Source organism: Pseudoalteromonas sp. S3785 (assembly GCF_005887365.1).
In the GTDB taxonomy this organism is placed as follows: Bacteria; Pseudomonadota; Gammaproteobacteria; order Enterobacterales; family Alteromonadaceae; genus Pseudoalteromonas.
The window spans coordinates 21,080-41,103 of record NZ_PNCT01000048.1; the positions used below are offsets into that span (position 1 = coordinate 21,080).

General features: G+C 42.5%; 13 protein-coding genes. 3 read left to right on the forward strand and 10 right to left on the reverse strand.

The window, feature by feature from the left end; genetic code table 11:
* The first annotated feature begins 35 nt into the window (after positions 1-35).
* From gorA to CWC17_RS12350, 3 genes are all read left to right on the forward strand, one after another.
* Positions 36-1,397: a glutathione-disulfide reductase gene (gene gorA, locus CWC17_RS12340; RefSeq protein WP_138613116.1), complete on the forward strand. Its 1,362-nt coding sequence runs from the start codon at positions 36-38 to the stop codon at positions 1,395-1,397.
* Between the two features lie 267 nt (positions 1,398-1,664).
* Positions 1,665-2,294 carry a hypothetical protein gene (locus CWC17_RS12345; protein ID WP_138541312.1) on the forward strand — a complete coding sequence of 210 codons (630 nt, stop codon included), beginning with the start codon at positions 1,665-1,667 and terminating at the stop codon, positions 2,292-2,294.
* A gap of 257 nt (positions 2,295-2,551) precedes the next feature.
* Positions 2,552-3,388 (forward strand): mechanosensitive ion channel family protein, encoded by an 837-nt coding sequence (locus tag CWC17_RS12350; RefSeq protein ID WP_138613118.1) that lies wholly within the window; start codon positions 2,552-2,554, stop codon positions 3,386-3,388.
* Between the two features lie 50 nt (positions 3,389-3,438).
* Here CWC17_RS12350 and tldD read toward each other — a convergent pair whose 3' ends face one another.
* From tldD to CWC17_RS12400, 10 genes are all read right to left on the reverse strand, one after another.
* Positions 3,439-4,878 (reverse strand): metalloprotease TldD, encoded by a 1,440-nt coding sequence (gene tldD, locus CWC17_RS12355; protein WP_055014630.1) that lies wholly within the window; start codon positions 4,876-4,878, stop codon positions 3,439-3,441.
* Positions 4,875-5,702 (reverse strand): carbon-nitrogen hydrolase family protein, encoded by an 828-nt coding sequence (locus tag CWC17_RS12360; protein ID WP_138613120.1) that lies wholly within the window; start codon positions 5,700-5,702, stop codon positions 4,875-4,877. The genes tldD and CWC17_RS12360 overlap by 4 nt, the downstream gene beginning before the upstream one ends.
* Positions 5,699-9,556 (reverse strand): YhdP family protein, encoded by a 3,858-nt coding sequence (locus CWC17_RS12365; RefSeq protein ID WP_138613122.1) that lies wholly within the window; start codon positions 9,554-9,556, stop codon positions 5,699-5,701. Before CWC17_RS12365 ends, CWC17_RS12360 begins: the two co-directional genes overlap by 4 nt.
* Positions 9,556-11,028: a ribonuclease G gene (gene rng, locus CWC17_RS12370; protein ID WP_055014627.1), complete on the reverse strand. Its 1,473-nt coding sequence runs from the start codon at positions 11,026-11,028 to the stop codon at positions 9,556-9,558. Before rng ends, CWC17_RS12365 begins: the two co-directional genes overlap by 1 nt.
* Position 11,029: 1 nt before the next feature.
* Positions 11,030-11,599, reverse strand: coding sequence for a Maf family protein (locus CWC17_RS12375; RefSeq protein WP_138613124.1), 570 nt, complete (start codon positions 11,597-11,599; stop codon positions 11,030-11,032).
* Positions 11,599-12,078 (reverse strand): rod shape-determining protein MreD, encoded by a 480-nt coding sequence (gene mreD / locus CWC17_RS12380; RefSeq protein ID WP_004585757.1) that lies wholly within the window; start codon positions 12,076-12,078, stop codon positions 11,599-11,601. The genes CWC17_RS12375 and mreD overlap by 1 nt, the downstream gene beginning before the upstream one ends.
* A complete protein-coding gene (mreC, locus tag CWC17_RS12385) occupies positions 12,071-12,913 on the reverse strand; it encodes a rod shape-determining protein MreC (RefSeq protein ID WP_024032490.1) in 843 nt (280 codons plus the stop codon). The genes mreD and mreC overlap by 8 nt, the downstream gene beginning before the upstream one ends.
* Positions 12,913-13,956: a rod shape-determining protein gene (locus CWC17_RS12390; RefSeq protein ID WP_002958401.1), complete on the reverse strand. Its 1,044-nt coding sequence runs from the start codon at positions 13,954-13,956 to the stop codon at positions 12,913-12,915. The genes mreC and CWC17_RS12390 overlap by 1 nt, the downstream gene beginning before the upstream one ends.
* 136 nt (positions 13,957-14,092) lie before the next feature.
* Positions 14,093-16,132: a formylglycine-generating enzyme family protein gene (locus CWC17_RS12395; protein WP_138613126.1), complete on the reverse strand. Its 2,040-nt coding sequence runs from the start codon at positions 16,130-16,132 to the stop codon at positions 14,093-14,095.
* 176 nt (positions 16,133-16,308) lie between these two features.
* Positions 16,309-19,992 (reverse strand): H-type lectin domain-containing protein, encoded by a 3,684-nt coding sequence (locus CWC17_RS12400; RefSeq protein ID WP_249935921.1) that lies wholly within the window; start codon positions 19,990-19,992, stop codon positions 16,309-16,311.
* Between the last annotated feature and the right edge of the window lie 32 nt (positions 19,993-20,024).

Consider the following 20,024-nt stretch of genomic DNA (forward strand, 5'->3'; position numbering starts at 1 on the left):
CACATTATAGTTAAATATTTTTTTGAGGATAAAACATGGCTCAGCATTTTGATTACATTGCGATTGGTGGTGGTAGTGGTGGTATTGCCTCTGCTAACCGTGCGGCAATGCGTGGCGCTAAAGTAGCACTTATCGAAGCAAAACACATGGGCGGCACCTGTGTTAATGTAGGTTGTGTGCCTAAAAAAGTAATGTGGCATGGCGCACAAGTTGCTGAAGCAATTAATTTATATGCACCTGATTACGGCTTTAACGTAGAAGTAAAAGACTTTAACTGGAGCAAACTCGTTGAAAGCCGCGAAGCCTACATTGGTCGCATTCATAAAGGGTACGACAACGGCTTAGCTAACAATGGCGTAACCGTAATTAACGGGTTTGCTAAATTTGTTGATAGCAAAACCGTAGAAGTAAACGGCGAGCATTACACGGCTGATCATATTTTGATTGCAGTAGGTGGTCGTCCTCACACACCTAATATACCCGGTGCAGAATACGGCATAGACTCAAATGGCTTTTTTGAATTAACAGAGCAACCTAAGCGAGTTGCAGTTATTGGCGCAGGCTACATTGCTGTAGAGCTTGCCGGTGTATTGCATGGCTTGGGCACTGAAACCCATTTATTTGTACGTAAACATGCGCCACTTCGTAACTTTGATACGCTACTGGTTGATACCCTTGTAGAGATCATGAAAAAAGAAGGCCCTACACTGCATACTGAGTGCTCGCCTAAAGAAATTGTTAAAGAAAGCGATGGTAGCTTAACCATACATTTTGAAAATGGTTACAGTCAAAACGTTGACCAAGTAATTTGGGCTATTGGCCGTGAGCCAAGCACTGATGTTATTAACATTGCAGCAGCAGGGGTTGAGCTAAATAGCTCTGGTTATGTAAAAGTAGATGAATATCAAAACACCAATGTACCTGGTATTTATGCTGTAGGCGATATTATTGAACACGGTATAGAACTTACGCCTGTCGCTGTTAAAGCCGGCCGTACCCTATCAGAGCGTTTATTTAATAAAGAACTCCCTGATGATTTAAAAATGGATTACAGCCTTGTACCTACCGTTGTATTTAGCCATCCACCTATTGGCACTATTGGTGAAACCGAGCAAGAAGCCATTGCTCGCCACGGCGAAGAAAACGTGAAAGTGTATAAATCGGGCTTTGCCGCTATGTACACAGCTGTTACGCAACATCGCCAACCGTGTGCAATGAAGCTGGTATGTGTAGGCCCAGAAGAAAAAGTTGTTGGCTTACACGGCATTGGTTTTGCTGTTGATGAGATGATTCAAGGCTTTGCAGTAGCAATGAAAATGGGCGCAACTAAAGCTGATTTTGATGCCGTGGTTGCGCTGCATCCGACAGGCTCTGAAGAGTTTGTAACAATGCGCTAGGCATATCCGGCCTATAACATTAAACGCCCTTACTCTGTTTGCGTAAGGGCTTTTTTATACTTGCATGTTTATACGTATATTGATCAATTAATCAACTCATAGCGTTACAAATAACACATCATAAATACACAAAACAAACATCCAACCTATTAATTTAACAGTGAAAAATTTAGACAGATAAATAACGTAAAAGTTTCGAGAATGCTTTGGCTTTTGTCCATTTTTGCAATTAAACTGCCGCGCATTGTTCTCAAATTAGGTTTTTATATGTTCTTATTACGATCGTTTATTTACTTACTATGCTTAGCAGGTGTGGCTTTTTTAATTCAACTTGAAGGCTTTGATTTACAGCAAAACGCACTTTACAGTGAAGAAACCCTAACCGAACACATGCAAGATATTTTAACCTTTTTGAGCTGCCTGCTTTTCTTCTACGCCTCACGCATTCACTCTGAGCTTAAAATAGCCGCTTTGTTACTGGCTGCATTATCAGCTGCTATGTTTGTCAGAGAATTTGATACTTACCTAGATATGTATGTGTTTGATGGCGCGTGGCAAACTATCGTGTACACGCTGTTAGGGGGCGTAATATTCTATTTAAAAACTCAGCGAGGCTTTATCTACCGCTCCTTAAAAGCTTATGCTCAAACACCGAGCTATGGTATTTGCCTATCGGGCTTAGTGACCTTACTCGCATTTTCGAGAATGATGGGTAAGGGTGAGTTTTGGCACTCAGTGATGGGAGAACACTACGTTCGGGTAGTTAAAAACATTATTGAGGAAGGCATAGAAACCCTAGGTTATACACTTATTTTTATCGCTGCTATTGAGCTTGTATTGTTTTGCCTAAAACACGCTAAACACGCGCAGGTCTCTATTACACAGCAAACAGCCTAGCTGCTAAGTAATAGCAACTAAATTAAATATTTAGTCACTTGGGCGTGCTAAATAAAGCGCTAACGGCATTATAAGTATCTTAAGTAGAGTAACTACATATTGAAATTTATGCCTGTTATCACGCTATTTGCCTGCTGCTATAAATGACTCATAACCTAACACAATTGGTATACGTTATTTTATGTAGGTTAAATTTTCTAATTGGATTGATTACTCAATATACTTAGCGTGCATATCCCTTCTCCTATTTGGACGTTATGATTAAAGACATACTCATGCACCCTTTTTTAGTGTCGCTATTCGTGCTTGCCATTGCCTTCGTACTTAAAGTACTGGTTGATAAACTGGCAAGAAACCGCGCTGAAAAAAAAGAAAAAGATATTCGTTACATCACTCATAATATTAAGCACTTTATTAATTTTGTTATGGTGTTGTCGCTGCTATTTGTATGGTCGACCGAAATACAAAATTTTGCCCTGTCTATTGCTGCGTTTGCGGTGGCTATAGTGCTTGCAACTCGCGAGTTTATACAGTGCGTTATCGGCTTTTTTTACCTTGTTACGACGCGCCCATTTAGAGTGGGTGACTGGATACAAGTAGGTGATTACTTTGGCGAAGTGGCCGAGACTGATTGGATAAAAACCACCTTGCATGAAATTGATATTCACACTTATCAATTTTCCCGTAAAACTATATACATCCCCAACAACAAGCTTATTACCAGCTCTATAAAAAACTTAAATTTTGTAAAACGTTTTGCCACCCATCACTTTACAATAGTAAGAAGAGAAAGTTTTAACCCTTACCCTATTCACGCATCACTCACCGAAAAAGCGAAGCAATACTGTGAAGAGTTTGAAGAAGTAGCAAGCCGTTACAACTCAATGATAGAGCGTAAGTTAGATGCTAAAATTTCAGGACCTGAACCTGTAATACATTTTAGCACTACAGAGCTTGGGGAGTTTAAAGCAAACTTTACGCTATTTTGCCCAACTAATAAGGCCCTTGAGATTGAGCATAAGTTAACTGAGAGCTTTATGGATTTGTGGTACGAAGAAGCAAAGAAAAATAAAGAAGATCAAAGCGAGGCGTAAACCCCGCATTGCTAACCTATAAAACGCGAATTGCTTCGCGCTTTATTGTTTTATGCGGTGCCACCTACTGTGAGTTGGTCTATTTTAAGGCTTGGTTGACCTACCCCTACAGGAACGCTTTGGCCATCTTTACCACAGACACCTACGCCTTTATCAAGGGCTAAATCGTTGCCTACCATAGAAATATGTTGCATAACCTCTGGGCCATTACCAATTAGCGTTGCGCCTTTAATTGGCTGGGTAATTTTACCGTTTTCAATTAAATACGCCTCTGATGCGCTAAATACAAACTTACCTGAAGTAATATCTACTTGGCCGCCGCCAAAGTTTGGTGCAAATACCCCTTTTTTAACTGAGCTGATAATATCGGCTTGGCTATGCTCGCCCCCTAGCATGTAGGTGTTAGTCATACGTGGCATAGGTAAATGCGCATACGACTCACGACGTGCATTACCGGTTGGGTTTACGCCCATTAAACGCGCATTGAGCTTATCTTGCATGTAGCCTTTTAATATACCGTTTTCGATAAGTACGTTATAAGCTGCAGGTGTGCCTTCATCATCAACGTTAAGTGAACCACGGCGATCGGCCATGGTGCCATCATCAACTACAGTACACAGCTCAGACGCTACTTTTTGCCCCACTTTACCGCTAAATGCCGACGCGCCTTTACGGTTAAAGTCGCCTTCAAGACCATGCCCTACCGCTTCGTGTAGCAACACACCTGGCCAACCATTACCAAGTACAACTTCCATTGTGCCAGCCGGTGCATCAATTGCCTCTAGGTTTACTTTAGCCTGGCGTACGGCTTCTTCTGCAAAGCCCATCCAACGTGGCTTGCCTTCAACTAGCTCTTTAAAGTAGCCATAATCTAAACGTGCACCGCCCCCTGCGCCACCACGTTCACGTCGACCGTTTTTTTCAAGCAAAACGGAGCAGTTTAAACGAATAAGCGGGCGTATATCGGTAGCAAACGTGCCATCGCTGGCAGCAATTAATACCTCTTCGTATACCGCCGACATTGAACTAATTACTTGCTGCGCATCAGGGGCGAGTTCGCGAATGTAGTTTTCAAGCTCACGCAATAAACTCACTTTATCGCTGTCACTCATGCTTGATATTGGCTGATGCGGGGCAAATTGCTCTTTTGCTTTCACATCACTAAATACTTTAATGGTTTTATCTTCGCCTGCATCGGCAATGCTACGAGCCGCCGTTGCGGCTTTGTTTAACGCTTCAAGGTTAATGGCATCAGAGTAAGAAAAACCTGTTTTTTCACCGCTAACGGCACGTACACCTACGCCACGCTCTACATTGTAAGAGCCTTCTTTTACTAAGCCGTCTTCAAGCACCCATGACTCATGATGGCTTGATTGAAAGTATAAATCGGCGTAATCCACTTTGTGCTGATGAATATACCCGAGCGTTTTTTCGAGTTCTTCTCGATTTAGCTGGCTGTCGTGTAATAAATGCTGTTCAACCGAATTCATAATAAATGCTCTCTAAATCGTTGATGAGATTGCACGGGCATATCTCTTCTAATTTTATTTAATTGGTTTAGGTCGGCGTAACCGCTTATAAACCCTACCCCACTTTTAAGCGTTGCTATTTGCTCGCCCCACGGTGAAATAATAATACTGTGGCCGTATGTTTGGCGGCCATTTTGATGCGTTCCATACTGCGCCGCTGCAATAACGTAACATTGCGTTTCTATTGCACGTGCCCTTAATAAGGGTTGCCAATGTGCTTGCCCGGTAGGGACTGTAAATGCACTGGGTACTAAAATTATTTCTGCCCCTTGGCGTACAAGTGTGCTAAATAACCCACTAAAGCGCAAATCATAACATACTGTTAAGCCAATTTTACCAAACGGTGTAGCAACCACCACTACATCTTCACCTGCCTGGGTAAAGTCTGATTCTCGGTAGCTAGCGGTTTTATCGGCCACATCAACATCAAATAAATGCATTTTATTATACGTGGCTACGCAGTCACCTTGGCTATTAAATAAGTGCGAGGCCGCAAAGTATTTATCATTTTTATGTGGCTCGGGGATAGTGCCCGCATTTAACCAAATATTATGCTTTTTACACAATGCACTTAGTTGCTGCTTGTAGTGTGTAATGCGTTTAGCAACCGCTAGCGTATCATAGCCACTTTTACTAAATACTAAAAACGCCTCGGGTAAACACACAAGTATTGGTCTCGTTGCGGGTAGTTTATTTAACGCATTGGCAAGGGTTGCCAAGTTTTCATCGGGGTCGGTGCTTGAACACATTTGCAAAGCAACAAGATTGGCGTTTAGTGTACTCATTGCGTTGCTGTTACCGCGGCATCTTTAAGCTTAAGCGTACTAGCTGCTTGGGGCTGATTTTGTGCAGCTTGCGGTAAGGTCACTTCTTTACTTTTACGATCAAGCTCTTGCACTACTGGATCATTCATTTTACCGGTTACTTTAAAGTTAATTTCAGATATCACCCTTGCTGAGTGAATCACTTTATCTAGCGCGAGTGCAGCAAGCCCCGTAACAGGATTAACCATCCAAGCCACAATAACTGGAATGCTGGATGTTACTTGCGGTGCAACTGCTAAATCGTAATCTATTTCAAGGGTGTTTAAATTAGCATAGCCGTTAATCGTTAAATCGGCAGGCACGCCATCCATTTTGGTATTTTGAGTGTAGGCTATGCCTTTATCTAGCTGCATAGAGCCTTGTAAGCTGTTATAAAAAAAGCCTTTTGAGAATACGTCTCTAAAATCGAGTTTTAATTTACGCACCAGCGAGTCAAGGCTAAGTAACGAAAATACGCGCGCGCCCCCATCGCTTATTTCAGCAATGTGACCTTCGCCTAAATCCCATTTAACTTCACCGCCTAAACTTGGTATATCAAAGTCATACGGGGCACCTTGCCAAGCAAGATTATAGTTAATATCGGCTTTTGAATCTTTTATTGCGGTGGTGATATCAAATTCATCAAATAGCGCGCCTATATCATCACTTTTAAGCTCACCATTAAATTGCGTAAAGCCACCTTGCCATTGCCCTTTGGTACGTAAAATATGATCGCCCTTATCAACCACAAGCTCAGAAATAGTAAGCTTGTCGCCTTCCCCGACCAACGACGCGCTCACTTTATCAAGCTGGTAATTGGCCACTTTACAATCTGCACATTCAAATTCAATAGCAGGGACTGTGTTAAGCCACGCTAGGTTTTGCTCTGGCAGTACATCGGTGATCTCAAGTTCGTCTTCTGCTTTAGGTGCAAAGTTAAGTCTTAAGTAATCGCTATTTATACGTATTGGCTGGCTTGGCTGAGAGCTGGGAATAAACACGCCAGCACGCAGCTCTTTGGCATTAAGCTTTAAATATAAGTCGTTTTGCTGGGGTGCTAAGCGCATTTCAAAATCGTTAAAAATAATGTCGCTAGCATTAACTTTGTCAATATGCGCAACCACTTCATTTAATGGCGGCATAATACCCTTAGACTGCTGGCCAGGCTCCGTTTGAGCAGCTTTAATTATTTGGTCTATTAATTCAAACCATGCTTCGAGTTGCGTTTGTTCAAGATTGATATTAACGCTTAAATCTTTTTGATTTAGCCCTAAATCTTGCTCGCCAAGTACAATATGCATATTACTAAATCGCGGCTGCCCGTTTTCTAAAATCGCATTAAAATAGAGCTGCTGATTAGCATTAGCCGTAATAAGATTTGAAATATCATCGCCTTGCACAACGCCCGTTAACGGCCAAACCTGCTCACTTGTTTTGCCATAAGGCGCAGGTAATGTGCTCGTCAAGCCGCGTAGCTCTGAGCTAACCTGAGCGCGATAATTAAAGCCTTGCTCGGTAAAGTTAAGGGAAAGGCCTATATCAACTTCACTTTGCCCACTCAGGTACCCTTTCAGCACGCCTTGCGCCTGGGTTGTTAGCGTATCTGCATTTAACAGCGCCGTTATATCAATATTAGCGGCGTACTGCTGAGCTTCGCTTGCACTATTATAGTTAATGCTAAGAGGCATACCCAACCATGAAGCACTGGCGTTTTGCATGCTAATTGTATCGTTTTCAAAACTAAGCTCGCCGTTTAGTTTTTCAAGCGCAATACCTGGGGCTGCAATATAAACAGGCAAATCCTTTAGTTTAACTTTACCGCTTACACTCGCTCCACCTTTAAATTTAGAGCCAATTAAAAGTGTTACGCTTGCATCAGCTTGACCTTTACCCTGTACCACCTCAAAAATATTAGCCAGAGGGTTTGCAATCGGCGTGGCGGCAAAAAAGTCATGCAGTTTTTCCATTTGCGCGCGTTTATCTATTTGTACAATAAGCTCATCAGCATGCATTAAATCGACAATACTAACGTGCACGCTATCGCCTACATCTAAATTAACTAACTGGCCTTGCTGGCTGTAAATATCCATTCGCTCGTTGGCAAAATGCAGTTGCACATTAGCATTACTCACCGCTGGCCACTCAGGGTCAAACGCGTAGGTTGCATCGTCTATTTGTGCTAGTACATCAAACTGGCCGCTGCCATCTGTAAAAGGAAAGCCAGATAACGGGCCTGCAAATAATACTTGCGCTTTAGCTACTTCGCCCCCTTTTATCGCGCCGTTTAAGTAGCTTACAAGTTGAGAGCTCATAGCCTTTAACGGAAAGTAGTGACCGGCTACTGTGGCATCCTCAGCATAGGCTTCTGCGTAAAGATCTAAACGCGGATCGTCGCTAAGGCTTAGATTAAGTTCAGCAGCTAAAGTAACTTCGTTATTATCAAACCAAATATTATTACTGCTTACAGTCCAGTAATTATCTGTTTTTGCTAAATCCAGATCGATATTAATTTGGTTGTAATCAATGTTTTTACTGAAACTATCGCCGGTTATTAAAGTGCCGTTTTCGCCAAATAGCTGCACTCGCCCACGCTGCTGATTTATAAGCCCCGAGACTCTAAGTGCCTGCGCTGCGGGAATACCAGAGACTTCTTGCCAACCAATTTTATTAGCTGAAAACCATAACTGCCATTGCTCATCAGGATTAAGTTCTAGGTAGGCTTGATCGATAAAACCACTTGGTTTGCGGTTTAAAAGTGGCTGCAATGCTTCAAAATTAGTTAGCGACGCCAAGTTACTCAGTAAAGAAAGATCAACCTGTTGCAGCCACACTTTATTTTGCTTACCTAAGTTTGCCTCAAATTCTAGACTGGGCCAGGTTGTGTCGTTATTACTAAATGTCAGACCCGTGCTTTTTAAGTGCCAAGCATTTGCCTCAGGAAATAAATGAAATCCCCCTTCGCTTAAGCTCACTTGCTTGGCTTGTTGGTTATTTTGCCAGTGCACAAAACTCGGTAACCACTGCATTTTTACATCGCTGATAAACCCATTTTCGAGCTTAAGCCAAGACTTTAAGTTTATGTCTGTGTAAAGCTGTTGTTTTTCAGTATTAATATATTGCGCTAACCAGTTAGATACATCTACGCTATTTGCTTGTACGTAAATATCACCTGCAATCTGTTCTATAGTTTTACCACTAAGCGCGATACGTGCGTCAAAGCTACCCACACTAATACCTGGCAAAGCTAGGCTGCCGCTGCCTAAGTGTTGTTCATCTTGGTTTTGCCATACTATGTTTTCGAGTAATAATTTACGCTCTCTACCATCTTCTAAAATAAAATTAATACTCGAATTTTCAATAGCGAAATGCCCTGTATCTCCTAAAAACAGCTCTTCAATTAACTCTTTTTGCTCAAACGAGACGTCATCGTTGTTGGTGTTATTAAATAAATTTTGAATATTTACACTGGTATGAAAGCCATTAATAACAAAATAATTAGACTTTACCTGAAAGGCTTTAATGCTCTCCCATAAGTTAAGTTCTAGGCTTGTTTTGGCAATAGTAAGCGATATGGGCGCCGTTTCGTTATCCTTAAAGGACAGATCTTCTAACACCAAGGCAGGGCCTGCGCCATGCCAGCTGGCAGAGATTGCGCCTATAGAAAGACTAATGGCAAATTTATCGTGCAGGTAGGTTTCTATGTCGCCTTTGTAGTCGTTTGCATAAGGTAAGGTGTACTTTAAAATAGAAACAATTACGGCCAGTAATACTAAAATTATGGCGCAGGTTTGCCATAACTTTCTAAAACAAAAAAAACAGACCGCTTTTGTTTTCATTACATCATTACCACATCAAACTGCTCTTGGCTGTATAGGCTCTCTGTTTGGATATTGACCTGTTTACCAATGAATAGTTCAAGTTCAGCTAGGTTATGGTACTCATCGTTGAGTAAGGCTTCACTTACTGCAGGGGCTGCATACACCATAAATTTATCGGCATCATAGGCACGGTTAACACGCACTATTTCGCGCAGTATTTCATAGCATACGGTTTCAACTGTTTTTTGTGAGCCACGCCCAGAGCAAGCAGGACATACATCACACAAAATATGCTCAAGGCTTTCGCGGGTGCGCTTACGGGTCATTTCTACTAAGCCTAATGCGCTTAAGCCGTTTATGTTGGCTTTTGCACGGTCTTTAGACAGTGCTGACTCTAGAGAATGTAATACTCTGCGTTTGTGATCTTCGCTGATCATATCGATAAAATCGATAATAATAATACCGCCTAAGTTACGCAGGCGTAGCTGCCTAGCAATGGCTGATGTGGCTTCTACATTGGTGTTAAAAATAGTTTCTTCTAAATTACGATGCCCTACAAACGCGCCGGTATTCACATCAACTGTGGTCATTGCTTCGGTTTGGTCGATAATTAAATACCCCCCCGACTTGAGCGTAACCTTGCGGTGCAGTGCTTTTTGAATTTCGGTTTCAACGTCAAATAAATCAAAAATAGGACGCTCACCAGGGTAGTACTCAAGTGCCTGCGAAAGCAAAGGTACAAATTCTTCAGTAAACAATTTTAGTTCTTGGTAGGTTAGTTTAGAGTCAACTCTTATGCGCTCCATATCCTCACCTACGTAGTCACGTAGAGTTCTAAATGCAAGCGTTAAGTCTTCATGTAATATACTGGCTTTATTAGTTTTTTGACGACGCGATACAATTTTTTGCCACAGTTTTTGTAAAAATTCAGCATCGTGTCTTAGCTCCGCTTCACTGGCGCCTTCTGCTGCAGTACGGACAATAAAGCTACCGTTGTCGTCGCCGTATTCTGCCACTATTTTTTTAAGCCGCGCGCGTTCTTCTTCCGTTTCGATACGTTGGCTTACACCTACATGCGTTGCATCTGGCATAAACACTAAATAGCGAGAAGGAATAGTGATATCGGTGGTAAGCCTGGCCCCTTTTGTGCCTAGTGGATCTTTAACCACTTGCACCATAATGTATTGGCCTTGGCGTACTAGCTCACGTATGTCTTGAACCTTTTTAATTGGCTCGTCGTCTACACCCTCAACGATAGAGGCGCTATTAACTATGTCTGATGCATGCAAAAAAGCGGCTTTCTCTAGGCCTATATCAACAAAAGCTGCTTGCATGCCTGGCAATACGCGGCTTATTTTTCCTAAGTAAATATTGCCTACAATACCTAGGTTGCCTATACGCTCTAGTTGAATTTCTTGTAATACACCGTTTTCGATTAGGGCAACACGGCTTTCACTTGGCGTGACATTTATTAGTAATTCTGTACTCATGTTACCTTCTTAAGAATGCTTGTAATAATTGTTCGGTCTCGTATAAAGGTAAGCCTACAACAGCAAAATAGCTACCCGCTATGTGTGTAACAAAGCGACCACCTAAGCCTTGAATGCCATAACCGCCGGCTTTATCTTGTGGCTCACCAGATTCCCAATAGGCATTTATTTCTTCATCGCTGAGGGCTTTAAACGTTACATCGGTACTTACTACACAACTCAGTACATCTGTTTGTGTAGCAAAAGCAACCGCCGTTAGCACTTGATGTGTATTACCCGATAAACGTTTAAGCGTTGTAATAAAATCGTTTTTGTCGCTTGGTTTACCCAGCGATTCGTTATCAATAACAACCACAGTATCACTACCCAGCACTGGGCGGTCTGTGTAACCAAGCGCTACGCCTGTTTGCGCTTTCAAGCGAGCTAAGCGCTCAACCAATACATGAGGCTGCTCATTTGCAAGTGGGGTTTCGTCTGCATCTACACTAAATTGTTCAAACTCAATGCCTAACTGACTCAACAACTCTTTACGTCGAGGGGAAGCCGATGCCAAATATACTGCGGTTGTCATTACCTGATCCTAAAATGTCTACGGTATTTACGAAGAAGTAAAAAGACCCAAAACCAACTAACCATACCGGTTGCCACTGGCCACAGGTATTGTGGGTTAAAGTAAACACCTAATAAAAAGTGATTTAGCCAAAATTGCATTAAGTGATACAAGGTTAAAAACAAACCCACTAATAAGCTTTGTTGCCAAAGCGAAAAGTTACGTATTTTTTGAAAGTTACTTGCAGTCACAAATATGCAAATAGAATACGTGAGTGAGTTTACTCCTAATGGCGAGCCTAAGGCTAAGTCCATTAATAAGCCAACAACCCACGCGGTACCAATATTTAATCTATGTGGCACTGCCAGCGACCAGTACATTAATACCAGTAACACCCAGTCGGGCCTGAAGGGTTCAAACGAAAAAGGCAATGGCATTAATGCCATAATTAAAGCAAAAAAGATGCTTAGGGCAATTAACAATGAATAACGATTAATCATCGCTGATTTGCTCCTGTTGATTGCGCCATAAAATAACCAACAATCGAATGCGGTCTAGCTGTGCAATTGGCTCGGCAAACACTTGGGCAAATGGGCGTCCTTCATCACGGTTTATTTCGGTGACAACCGCCACCGGATACCCTTCTGGAAACGTACCGCCAAGTCCTGAGGTCACAAGTACATCGCCAATGCGAACATCAAGGCTATGAGGTACATGCGAAAGCTTTACAACGTTAATTTTACCTATGCCTTCAACTACAGTGCGTACGTCGTTTCGTAATATACGTACCGGCGTGGCATGGGTTGTGTCGGTCATGAGTAATACGCGTGATGTGGTAGAGCCTACTTTTGTTAACTGGCCAACAACCCCCATTTCATCTATTACCGCTTGGCCTTCGCTTAGGCCGTCGGTGGTACCGCGGTTAATAACCACTTGATGACTATAAGGATTTGAATGTACAGAAAGCACCTGGGCTATTTTTTTACGATTAGATTGCTTAGCCGATGAGCCAAGTAACGCGCGTAGCTTTTGGTTTTCGCGAGCTAAAAATTGGTATTGCTGCAATTGCTCGCTTTGTAGCATTTGCTTTTTTTTCAGCGCTTCGTTTTCGCTCAGTAGCTGGTCGCGAGTGTGTAGGCTTTTAGCGCCTAAGCTAAATATTTCGTAAGGTAGGTTGGCAACGTAAATTAATGGGCTGACAAGTGTATTAAGGCTTGTACGCACAACCGTGCCGCCTTGTGTAAACTTATCGCCCGCAATGAGCACTATGCTCAAAAGCACTGCGACAAAAAGTCGCAGTTGCAAAGAGATGGTTTGTCCAAACAGTAATTTCATTAATCGTAACTAAAAACGTCACCACCATGAACATCAATCATTTCAAGTGCTTTACCGCCGCCACGTGCTACACACGTAAGTGGGTCGTCGGCAACAACCACAGGAATGCCTGTTTCTTCCATTAATAAACGATCTAAATCTTTTAATAGCGCACCACCGCCCGTCAAAACCATACCGTGGGCTGAAATATCTGATGCAAGCTCAGGTGGAGACTGCTCCAGTGCAACCATTACAGCACTTACAATGCCCATTAGTGGCTCTTGTAGTGCTTCTAAAATTTCGTGCGAGTTAAGCGTAAACGAGCGAGGTACACCTTCGGCTAAGTTACGACCGCGTACTTCAATTTCAATTGGTTCGTCTGTTTTAAACGCAGAACCAATTTGATGCTTGATATTTTCAGCCGTTGCTTCACCTATTAGGCTGCCAAAGTTACGGCGCACATAATTAATAATGGCTTCATCAAACTTATCGCCACCAATACGCACAGACGATGAGTAAACAACCCCATTTAATGAAATAATAGCCACTTCGGTAGTACCACCACCAATATCAACAACCATAGAGCCGGTTGCTTCTGATACGGGTAGTCCTGCACCAATTGCTGCGGCCATTGGCTCTTCAATTAGGTACACTTCACGCGCGCCAGCACCCATTGCTGATTCGCGGATTGCGCGCTTTTCTACTTGGGTAGCACCGCACGGTACACAAATAAGTACACGCGGGCTTGGGCGCATAAAGTTATTGTTGTGCACTTGTTTTATAAAATGCTGTAACATTTTTTCGGTTACATAAAAGTCGGCTATTACGCCATCTTTCATTGGGCGAATCGCTTTAATATTACCCGGTGTACGCCCTAGCATTTGTTTGGCTTCCGTACCCACAGAAGCGACACTTTTAGGTCCACCAGCGCGTTCTTGACGAATAGCGACTACTGAAGGTTCGTTAAGTACGATCCCTTCTTCTTTAACATAAATAAGGGTATTGGCTGTACCCAAGTCGATCGATAGATCGTTTGAAAAAATACCACGGAGTTTTTTAAACATGAGGCTGGATGACCTTTGAAATACGTTCTTATGTTAGCTGCACTCACTTTAACATGCCTAATTAGATGAGCAATATAAAGCGCAACTACCTTTGTTAATTTGTGAAAAAAGGAAGCTAGGCTTCCTTGGTTAAATGCTATCGTTCGCGGACTAAGCGAAAGCCAATGTAGTTAGATCTAAAATCTGGCGCTAAAATTAATCGTGTTGAAGCACGCGCAAGGCTAGGCGCAAAGTTCCACGCACCGCCTCTTACTGCCACATCAGATTCACCTGACTCTTTAGCTGTCCATTCCCACACATTGCCTACGGTGTCGTATAATCCAAATGCGTTAGGAGAAAAAGAACCTACCGGTGCTGCACGTTTGTTTGACCATTCGCTACCACACCAACCACAGTTAGCTAAATTTTTACCTATTTCGTTACCCCAAGGGTATTCTGTTTCTGTCCTTGCGCGAGCAGCGTATTCCCATTCAACCTCATTAGGTAAACGGTATTGCTGTCCGGTTTCGCCAGAAAGCCATTCTGCATACGCTTTCGCGTCATTAAATGTTAAACACACAGCAGGAAAATCACTACTTTGCTCAAAACCAGGGTTACGCCAATTTAAATTAGCTTCCCATACGGGCTCGCCATTTAAATAATACGCGCATCCTTTGCTTTGCTCTGCTTGTGTTTTATAACCGGTGCTGGCAACAAACGCTTCGTAGGCACCTACGGTTACCTCTTTGGTTTGCATAGCAAATGAACTGGCTATTACTTTTTCAATAACAGGGCGCTCATTTGCTAAACCATTGCCGTTAATATCGCCCATTTTAAATTTACCCGCGGGCACAACTACAACATCGTTTTGTACATTAGTAGCACGGTTAGTGCTTGCTGTACGTGTTACAGGTTTTGGTTGCTCGCGAGTGTAAGCCGGTGCAGCAATCGACTCAGACTTTTTTACTAAGTTAGCATGAATAGTCTGTGCTTTAGTTAGATCAACTCTTACTTTGTAAGGCTTATAACCTAGTTTACGTATTTCTATGTTGTGCACACCACGCGGCAAACGTGTAACTAAACGCGTAGAGCCAAAACTCACCCCGTCAATAAACACTTCATCATCGTAAACATTTGAACGTAAAGTCAGCTCAACTTGCTGATTTTGTTCTTTATTTAAAATTGATGGATAGTTTTTTTTTGTAGGTGCAGCGTTAACTGAATAATCGCGCACAGGCTGTTTATTCAATCGCGATACAGACACAGTGTCGGTATTATCCGCGGTGTTGCTGAATGTTAACTGACTATCAGAGTAAGTTGCGCCATAACCTGGTTGATACGTTGTTGCCAGTGGCGAGCCATATTCAGAACAATAACGATTATCTACACTTAGTAAGTTACATAAGCGGCTGCTGTTTACTTCGCCACGCATTGTCACGCTTAAGTTAACGTTATAATTACCTTGTCCGCTAAATGCACTATTAACCACATGGCTACTTAAAATTTGTACTTGCGCGCCTGCCATGTTGCGTTTTGGTTCAACAATGCGCTCTTCTGTTAAATTAGCAAATATTTGATCAACAAAACGCTTAGTCGCTTTTTGTAAGCCCATTTGCTGGCCGCGTTGCTCACAGGCTGCGAGCGTTTCGGTACGCTTACAGTTAATTGTGTGGTTTACTTCAAGTGTCCCTTCACGGGTAAACTCATTACGTAAACGTTCAACTCGGGCTGTGGTTAATTGCTCTTTTAAGCTCTCTAGCGTATTTAAAAGTGTATGTTTTGCAACACGAATTTGCTCGATATCTTTACGGCGAGATGCAATTGCCGCCAACTGCATTGAGATGTCGTCTTTGTTTTGCTTATGATCAACCACGGCTTTTTGATAGCGCGATTGGGCGGCGCTAATATCAAGCGTAGGGTCATCTATCATGCGGCGATACATTTCGTTCATCGCATCAAGTGCTTGGTTTTTCTCTTTGTCTAGCTCTGTAGAACGAGAGCGAAGTAGTTCAAGTTGGTTTTGTAACTGACTTTCTTCTTTTAAGTGTTTTTCGAGTATTTGTGTCGAGTTATCGTATTCTGTTTGTTTAATACTAATCTCTGATTCAATTCCGGTTACTGTTGCTGTGTCTTGTGCAAATGCACTACTAGCTAACAAACTAGCGGAAATTAACAGAGATAAAGGAGCAATTCGCATATATTCCAGTCCCAAAAAGCGGCAATTATTTGGTCGTTATTATTGTTTATTAGAGTGTACTCACTTTTGAAAGCTGAACAATTTTCAACCATCAAAAATCAATACACCCAATGCCTTATGCTATGTACTTGAAGCACAAAACACAAGCTTTGTTCAATTATTATCTTAGTTTACAACTATTCTCTTGTTTCACGCCAGTAAATAACCCGATCATTTCCTCTAAAGCGGCCAAATTGCAAAATAGCATGGGGGTTTTGCTGTGAGTTATCGCCAAGCCAATCCCACTTTAACCAGTTTTCGGTTTCGTATTCTAATGTAAATGTACCACTACCATTTGGTGTAGCATAAATTGCATTGTTTGTAGGGTAGCTGCCAGCCTCTAATGTACCTGCTCCTCCTGCGCTATATTCATAGCTTAATATTGGCGTTGATGGCGATATTTGCGATAACTGCGGGTGCTCAAATACGCTGCAGTTATCTTCGGTATTTAATACAAACCCGGTTCCATTAAAATACTGAGCCTGCATGGGTACGCGTAAGGAATCTAAATCTGAACCAACATTGTTTCCTAACACTAAACGTCCAAATCTAAAATCTATTGGTACATCATTTAAGCGTACGCTATTGCACTCGTTACCACTGCAGCTGGTTTGCGTGTTTGGTTCATCATTTGCATCGATTAATGTAGCGCCTTCTGTATTAGTGACAGTGGCCATTAAATTAACCATAGTAAATGGACCGTCGGGGTTATTTATGCCTAATCGCGTTAACATGGCTGTGCTGTCACTCATTTGCCACTGTCCATCAGTTAAGGTGTTCCAACTATTACTCGTTATATTGGCTAACCTGCTGGTTAATGTTGATGCGGGTACATAATTTCCGGCCTGATTGTTTTCGGCATTTATTTGTACTTGAGCTTTTTCGAAACCTTGCTTGTAATTTACCATTAGCTGGTTGTTATGATTAAGTGCTTGCAGAGTAAAGCCAAGCTCAAATGGCTGTTCTAAATACGTTAGATTACTACCTAGTTGTGTACACTGCGCAGCAGCTTGAGCACCTAATACCTGATAGTGCGACGGCGCAAACCGGCCTACGTTGTTTAACTGCCCTTTTACATCGCCCCCCCCAAAATAATCGCCATCTTGTAAACCCGCAAACACGTTTATAATACCTACTTGGTCATAAGCGTACTGCGATATGGATTCACTCAAGCTTCCCGTATCAGCAAACGCATTAGTATTTAGCGCTTCAATTTGCCCCTCATTACCAGAGCTGGGTAATACTAAGCTATGTGTTACTGTAGGGGACTCACTAATGAAGTGTTTGGCAATGGGGTTGCTATGAATAGCGCTGTAGTTATCTGGTATGCCATCGTTGTTATTGTCTTGCCCTGCTCGCCACTGTACTGCATTCATTTTTAAATCAAATGACTCACCCGTTAATCTAAATAAACTATCGTTTGCTGTTTGAGCATAGCCGTCACTTGCAACTTGCATTGCTAATCCAAAGGGCTTAACTACATATTCGTTAGAACTACCGGTTAATCTTTTTGATAAATTAGTTATTGGGTCTAATACAATTGTTGCCCGTGCATTTAAACTTAATTCAGCGGCATCGGGGTAGTTAATAGCAATAGGCGCTTTTGAGTCTTGATCGAAGGTGAGCGAAAAGGTTTGATATGCTTGCTGCACACTATACGTATTGGCATTATTACTCAGTTGTACTGGGACTGAACATATAGCGCCGGCGCTGCAGGTATACGCTAAATCTAAATCAACTTGACCACCTGCAGGGAATGCGGCTTCGCATACGCCTGTGGTGGTATTTGTTTTAACCGCTTGAATAGATAACTCGGCGGCATTAAAACCCTCACTAGAGGGTTTACCAGATAATTGAGTGGGGATACTCGCTGTATTGGCTGTGTCATTATTAAAAATAAACCCCGCATCAGAAAAAACCACTTTGCACCCGCCCAGCCCTACGTTATTGCCATTAATATAACAACGCAGCGGTGCTGATGGGTCGGCGGTATTATAGCCAAGCGTTACGGTACCGGTGGTGCGCTTTGCGAGGGCCACTGTGGCAGAGCCTGTAAAGGTAATATTTTCACCGCTTACCCAGCTTTGTTGACCATTGTTATCGGGAGAAAGGTCAAGGGCTGAAGGTTCATCATAGAGTAAATCACATGCATCGTTTGCACAGGCAGTTAACGTCATTTCTTTTGCTTGGCAGGTTAAGCCTTGGTTATCACTCATTGATATACGGTAGTGATCAAGCAAAACCGGCGTAAAAATACCGCAAAACCCAGGAATACTCTCAGGGACCTCTAGCGCATCAAACGTAGAGCTGCCCTCAGTTATTACTTGTGTTGCAGCGGTTATTGAGCCTTGGTAAGTAACATTTTGGGCAATTCTTACTTCCCCCGTTGCGACAATATATGCTGCAATATTTGCATCGGCGGCAATGGCAACATCACCATCTACGTATATGGCTAAATACGCCCCTTCTTCAACCGCTATATTTGTTTTACCTATGTTTAAAAATGCGCTAGAAATTAGCGATGTCGTATCTTTTAAAAAGATACGGGTGGGTGATGTTACCTTGTAATCATCTTCTAATAAGTTAAGTGTTAGTTCGTCATAAAAATAATCGCCAGCTAGCATTATAGGCACGTCACCGGTAGAGCTTCCATCGTTTGTGACCGTGGGGACTTGCGCAGCTTGATTTGGCTCTAGGGAGTTATACCCGGTTGCCACACAGCCTTGGCCATTACATAAAGGTGGGTTAGTTAGCGCCGTTGATATTAAATTAGTGGTAGTAATAAATTGGGCATTGCTATCGGTTATTTCCACGCCTTGAACAAGCTGCACTTGTCCATCATTGTAGGTAGAAATAGCGCCAGGAAATAAAGTATCGCAATCTAAAATGTCACCATTAAATACAAACGTACTGGTCATGGCCAATATAGAGGCTTCTTCTTTTACGTGGTTACGCTCTTTATCGCCATCGCGGTCCTCATCGACAACCAACCCTAACCTATCCGCTCTTAAATTACAGCTACGCAGCCACCCACCATCGTCCTCAAGTCGGGAGTTCTTACTTGCCACCACCAGCGGGGCTTCGCTAAAGTTATTGTTAAAATTAAAGTAGTTACATCCATCACTCCAGCCATCAACTTCGAACCCTGTAAAGAAAGTTTCCCACAACACTTCGACCCCGTTGTCATCAGTAAAGGTGCGATTGCTGCCAGGCTCTACGGCCATGTAGGCCACCGTTTCACTTTGAATAACACCTAATGCGGTCTCGGAGGCCTCTAACGCTATATTTACCCCACCTGTAGATAAAGAACCGCTTTGTACGGCAACCGTTAAAAAGGGCACAAGCGCTTGAGACGGCGGGTTACTATCTAAACTATTAAGTGTTTGTAACGAGTGAAAAAAGTTGGGTCTAACAGTAAATGGTTTATCAAAAGTTAGGGCTTTATAACCTTTCGGTGTGATGGGAGCAAATCCCGACTTAGCACCATATTGCAGCTCAAGGCGTAAGTCGGTGCTCCCTACTTCCATAATGGTGCCATCAGGAAATTCATGCACTCCGTATTCTACCGCTAAATAATGCGCGCCCATGGTTATATGCTCGCCATCTTCTCCCGATGGCTCGAGGGGAAGTGCTTCAAACCCTGTGGTTGTTACATTGCGTATTCTCACTATAGCGGGGTTACCGCCTTGATTAGTTGACAACATAAATACCGCAGGCGGTGTTATATATTGCTGCTGAAAGTTTATTTTTGTCCAAATGGGTGAAGTGTAAGTGTCTTGTAACTCTATAAATCGCCCTTCAATTTTAGGCGGTACAGCCATAGCGCATCGGCTTAGTAGCAAACTTATTAAAC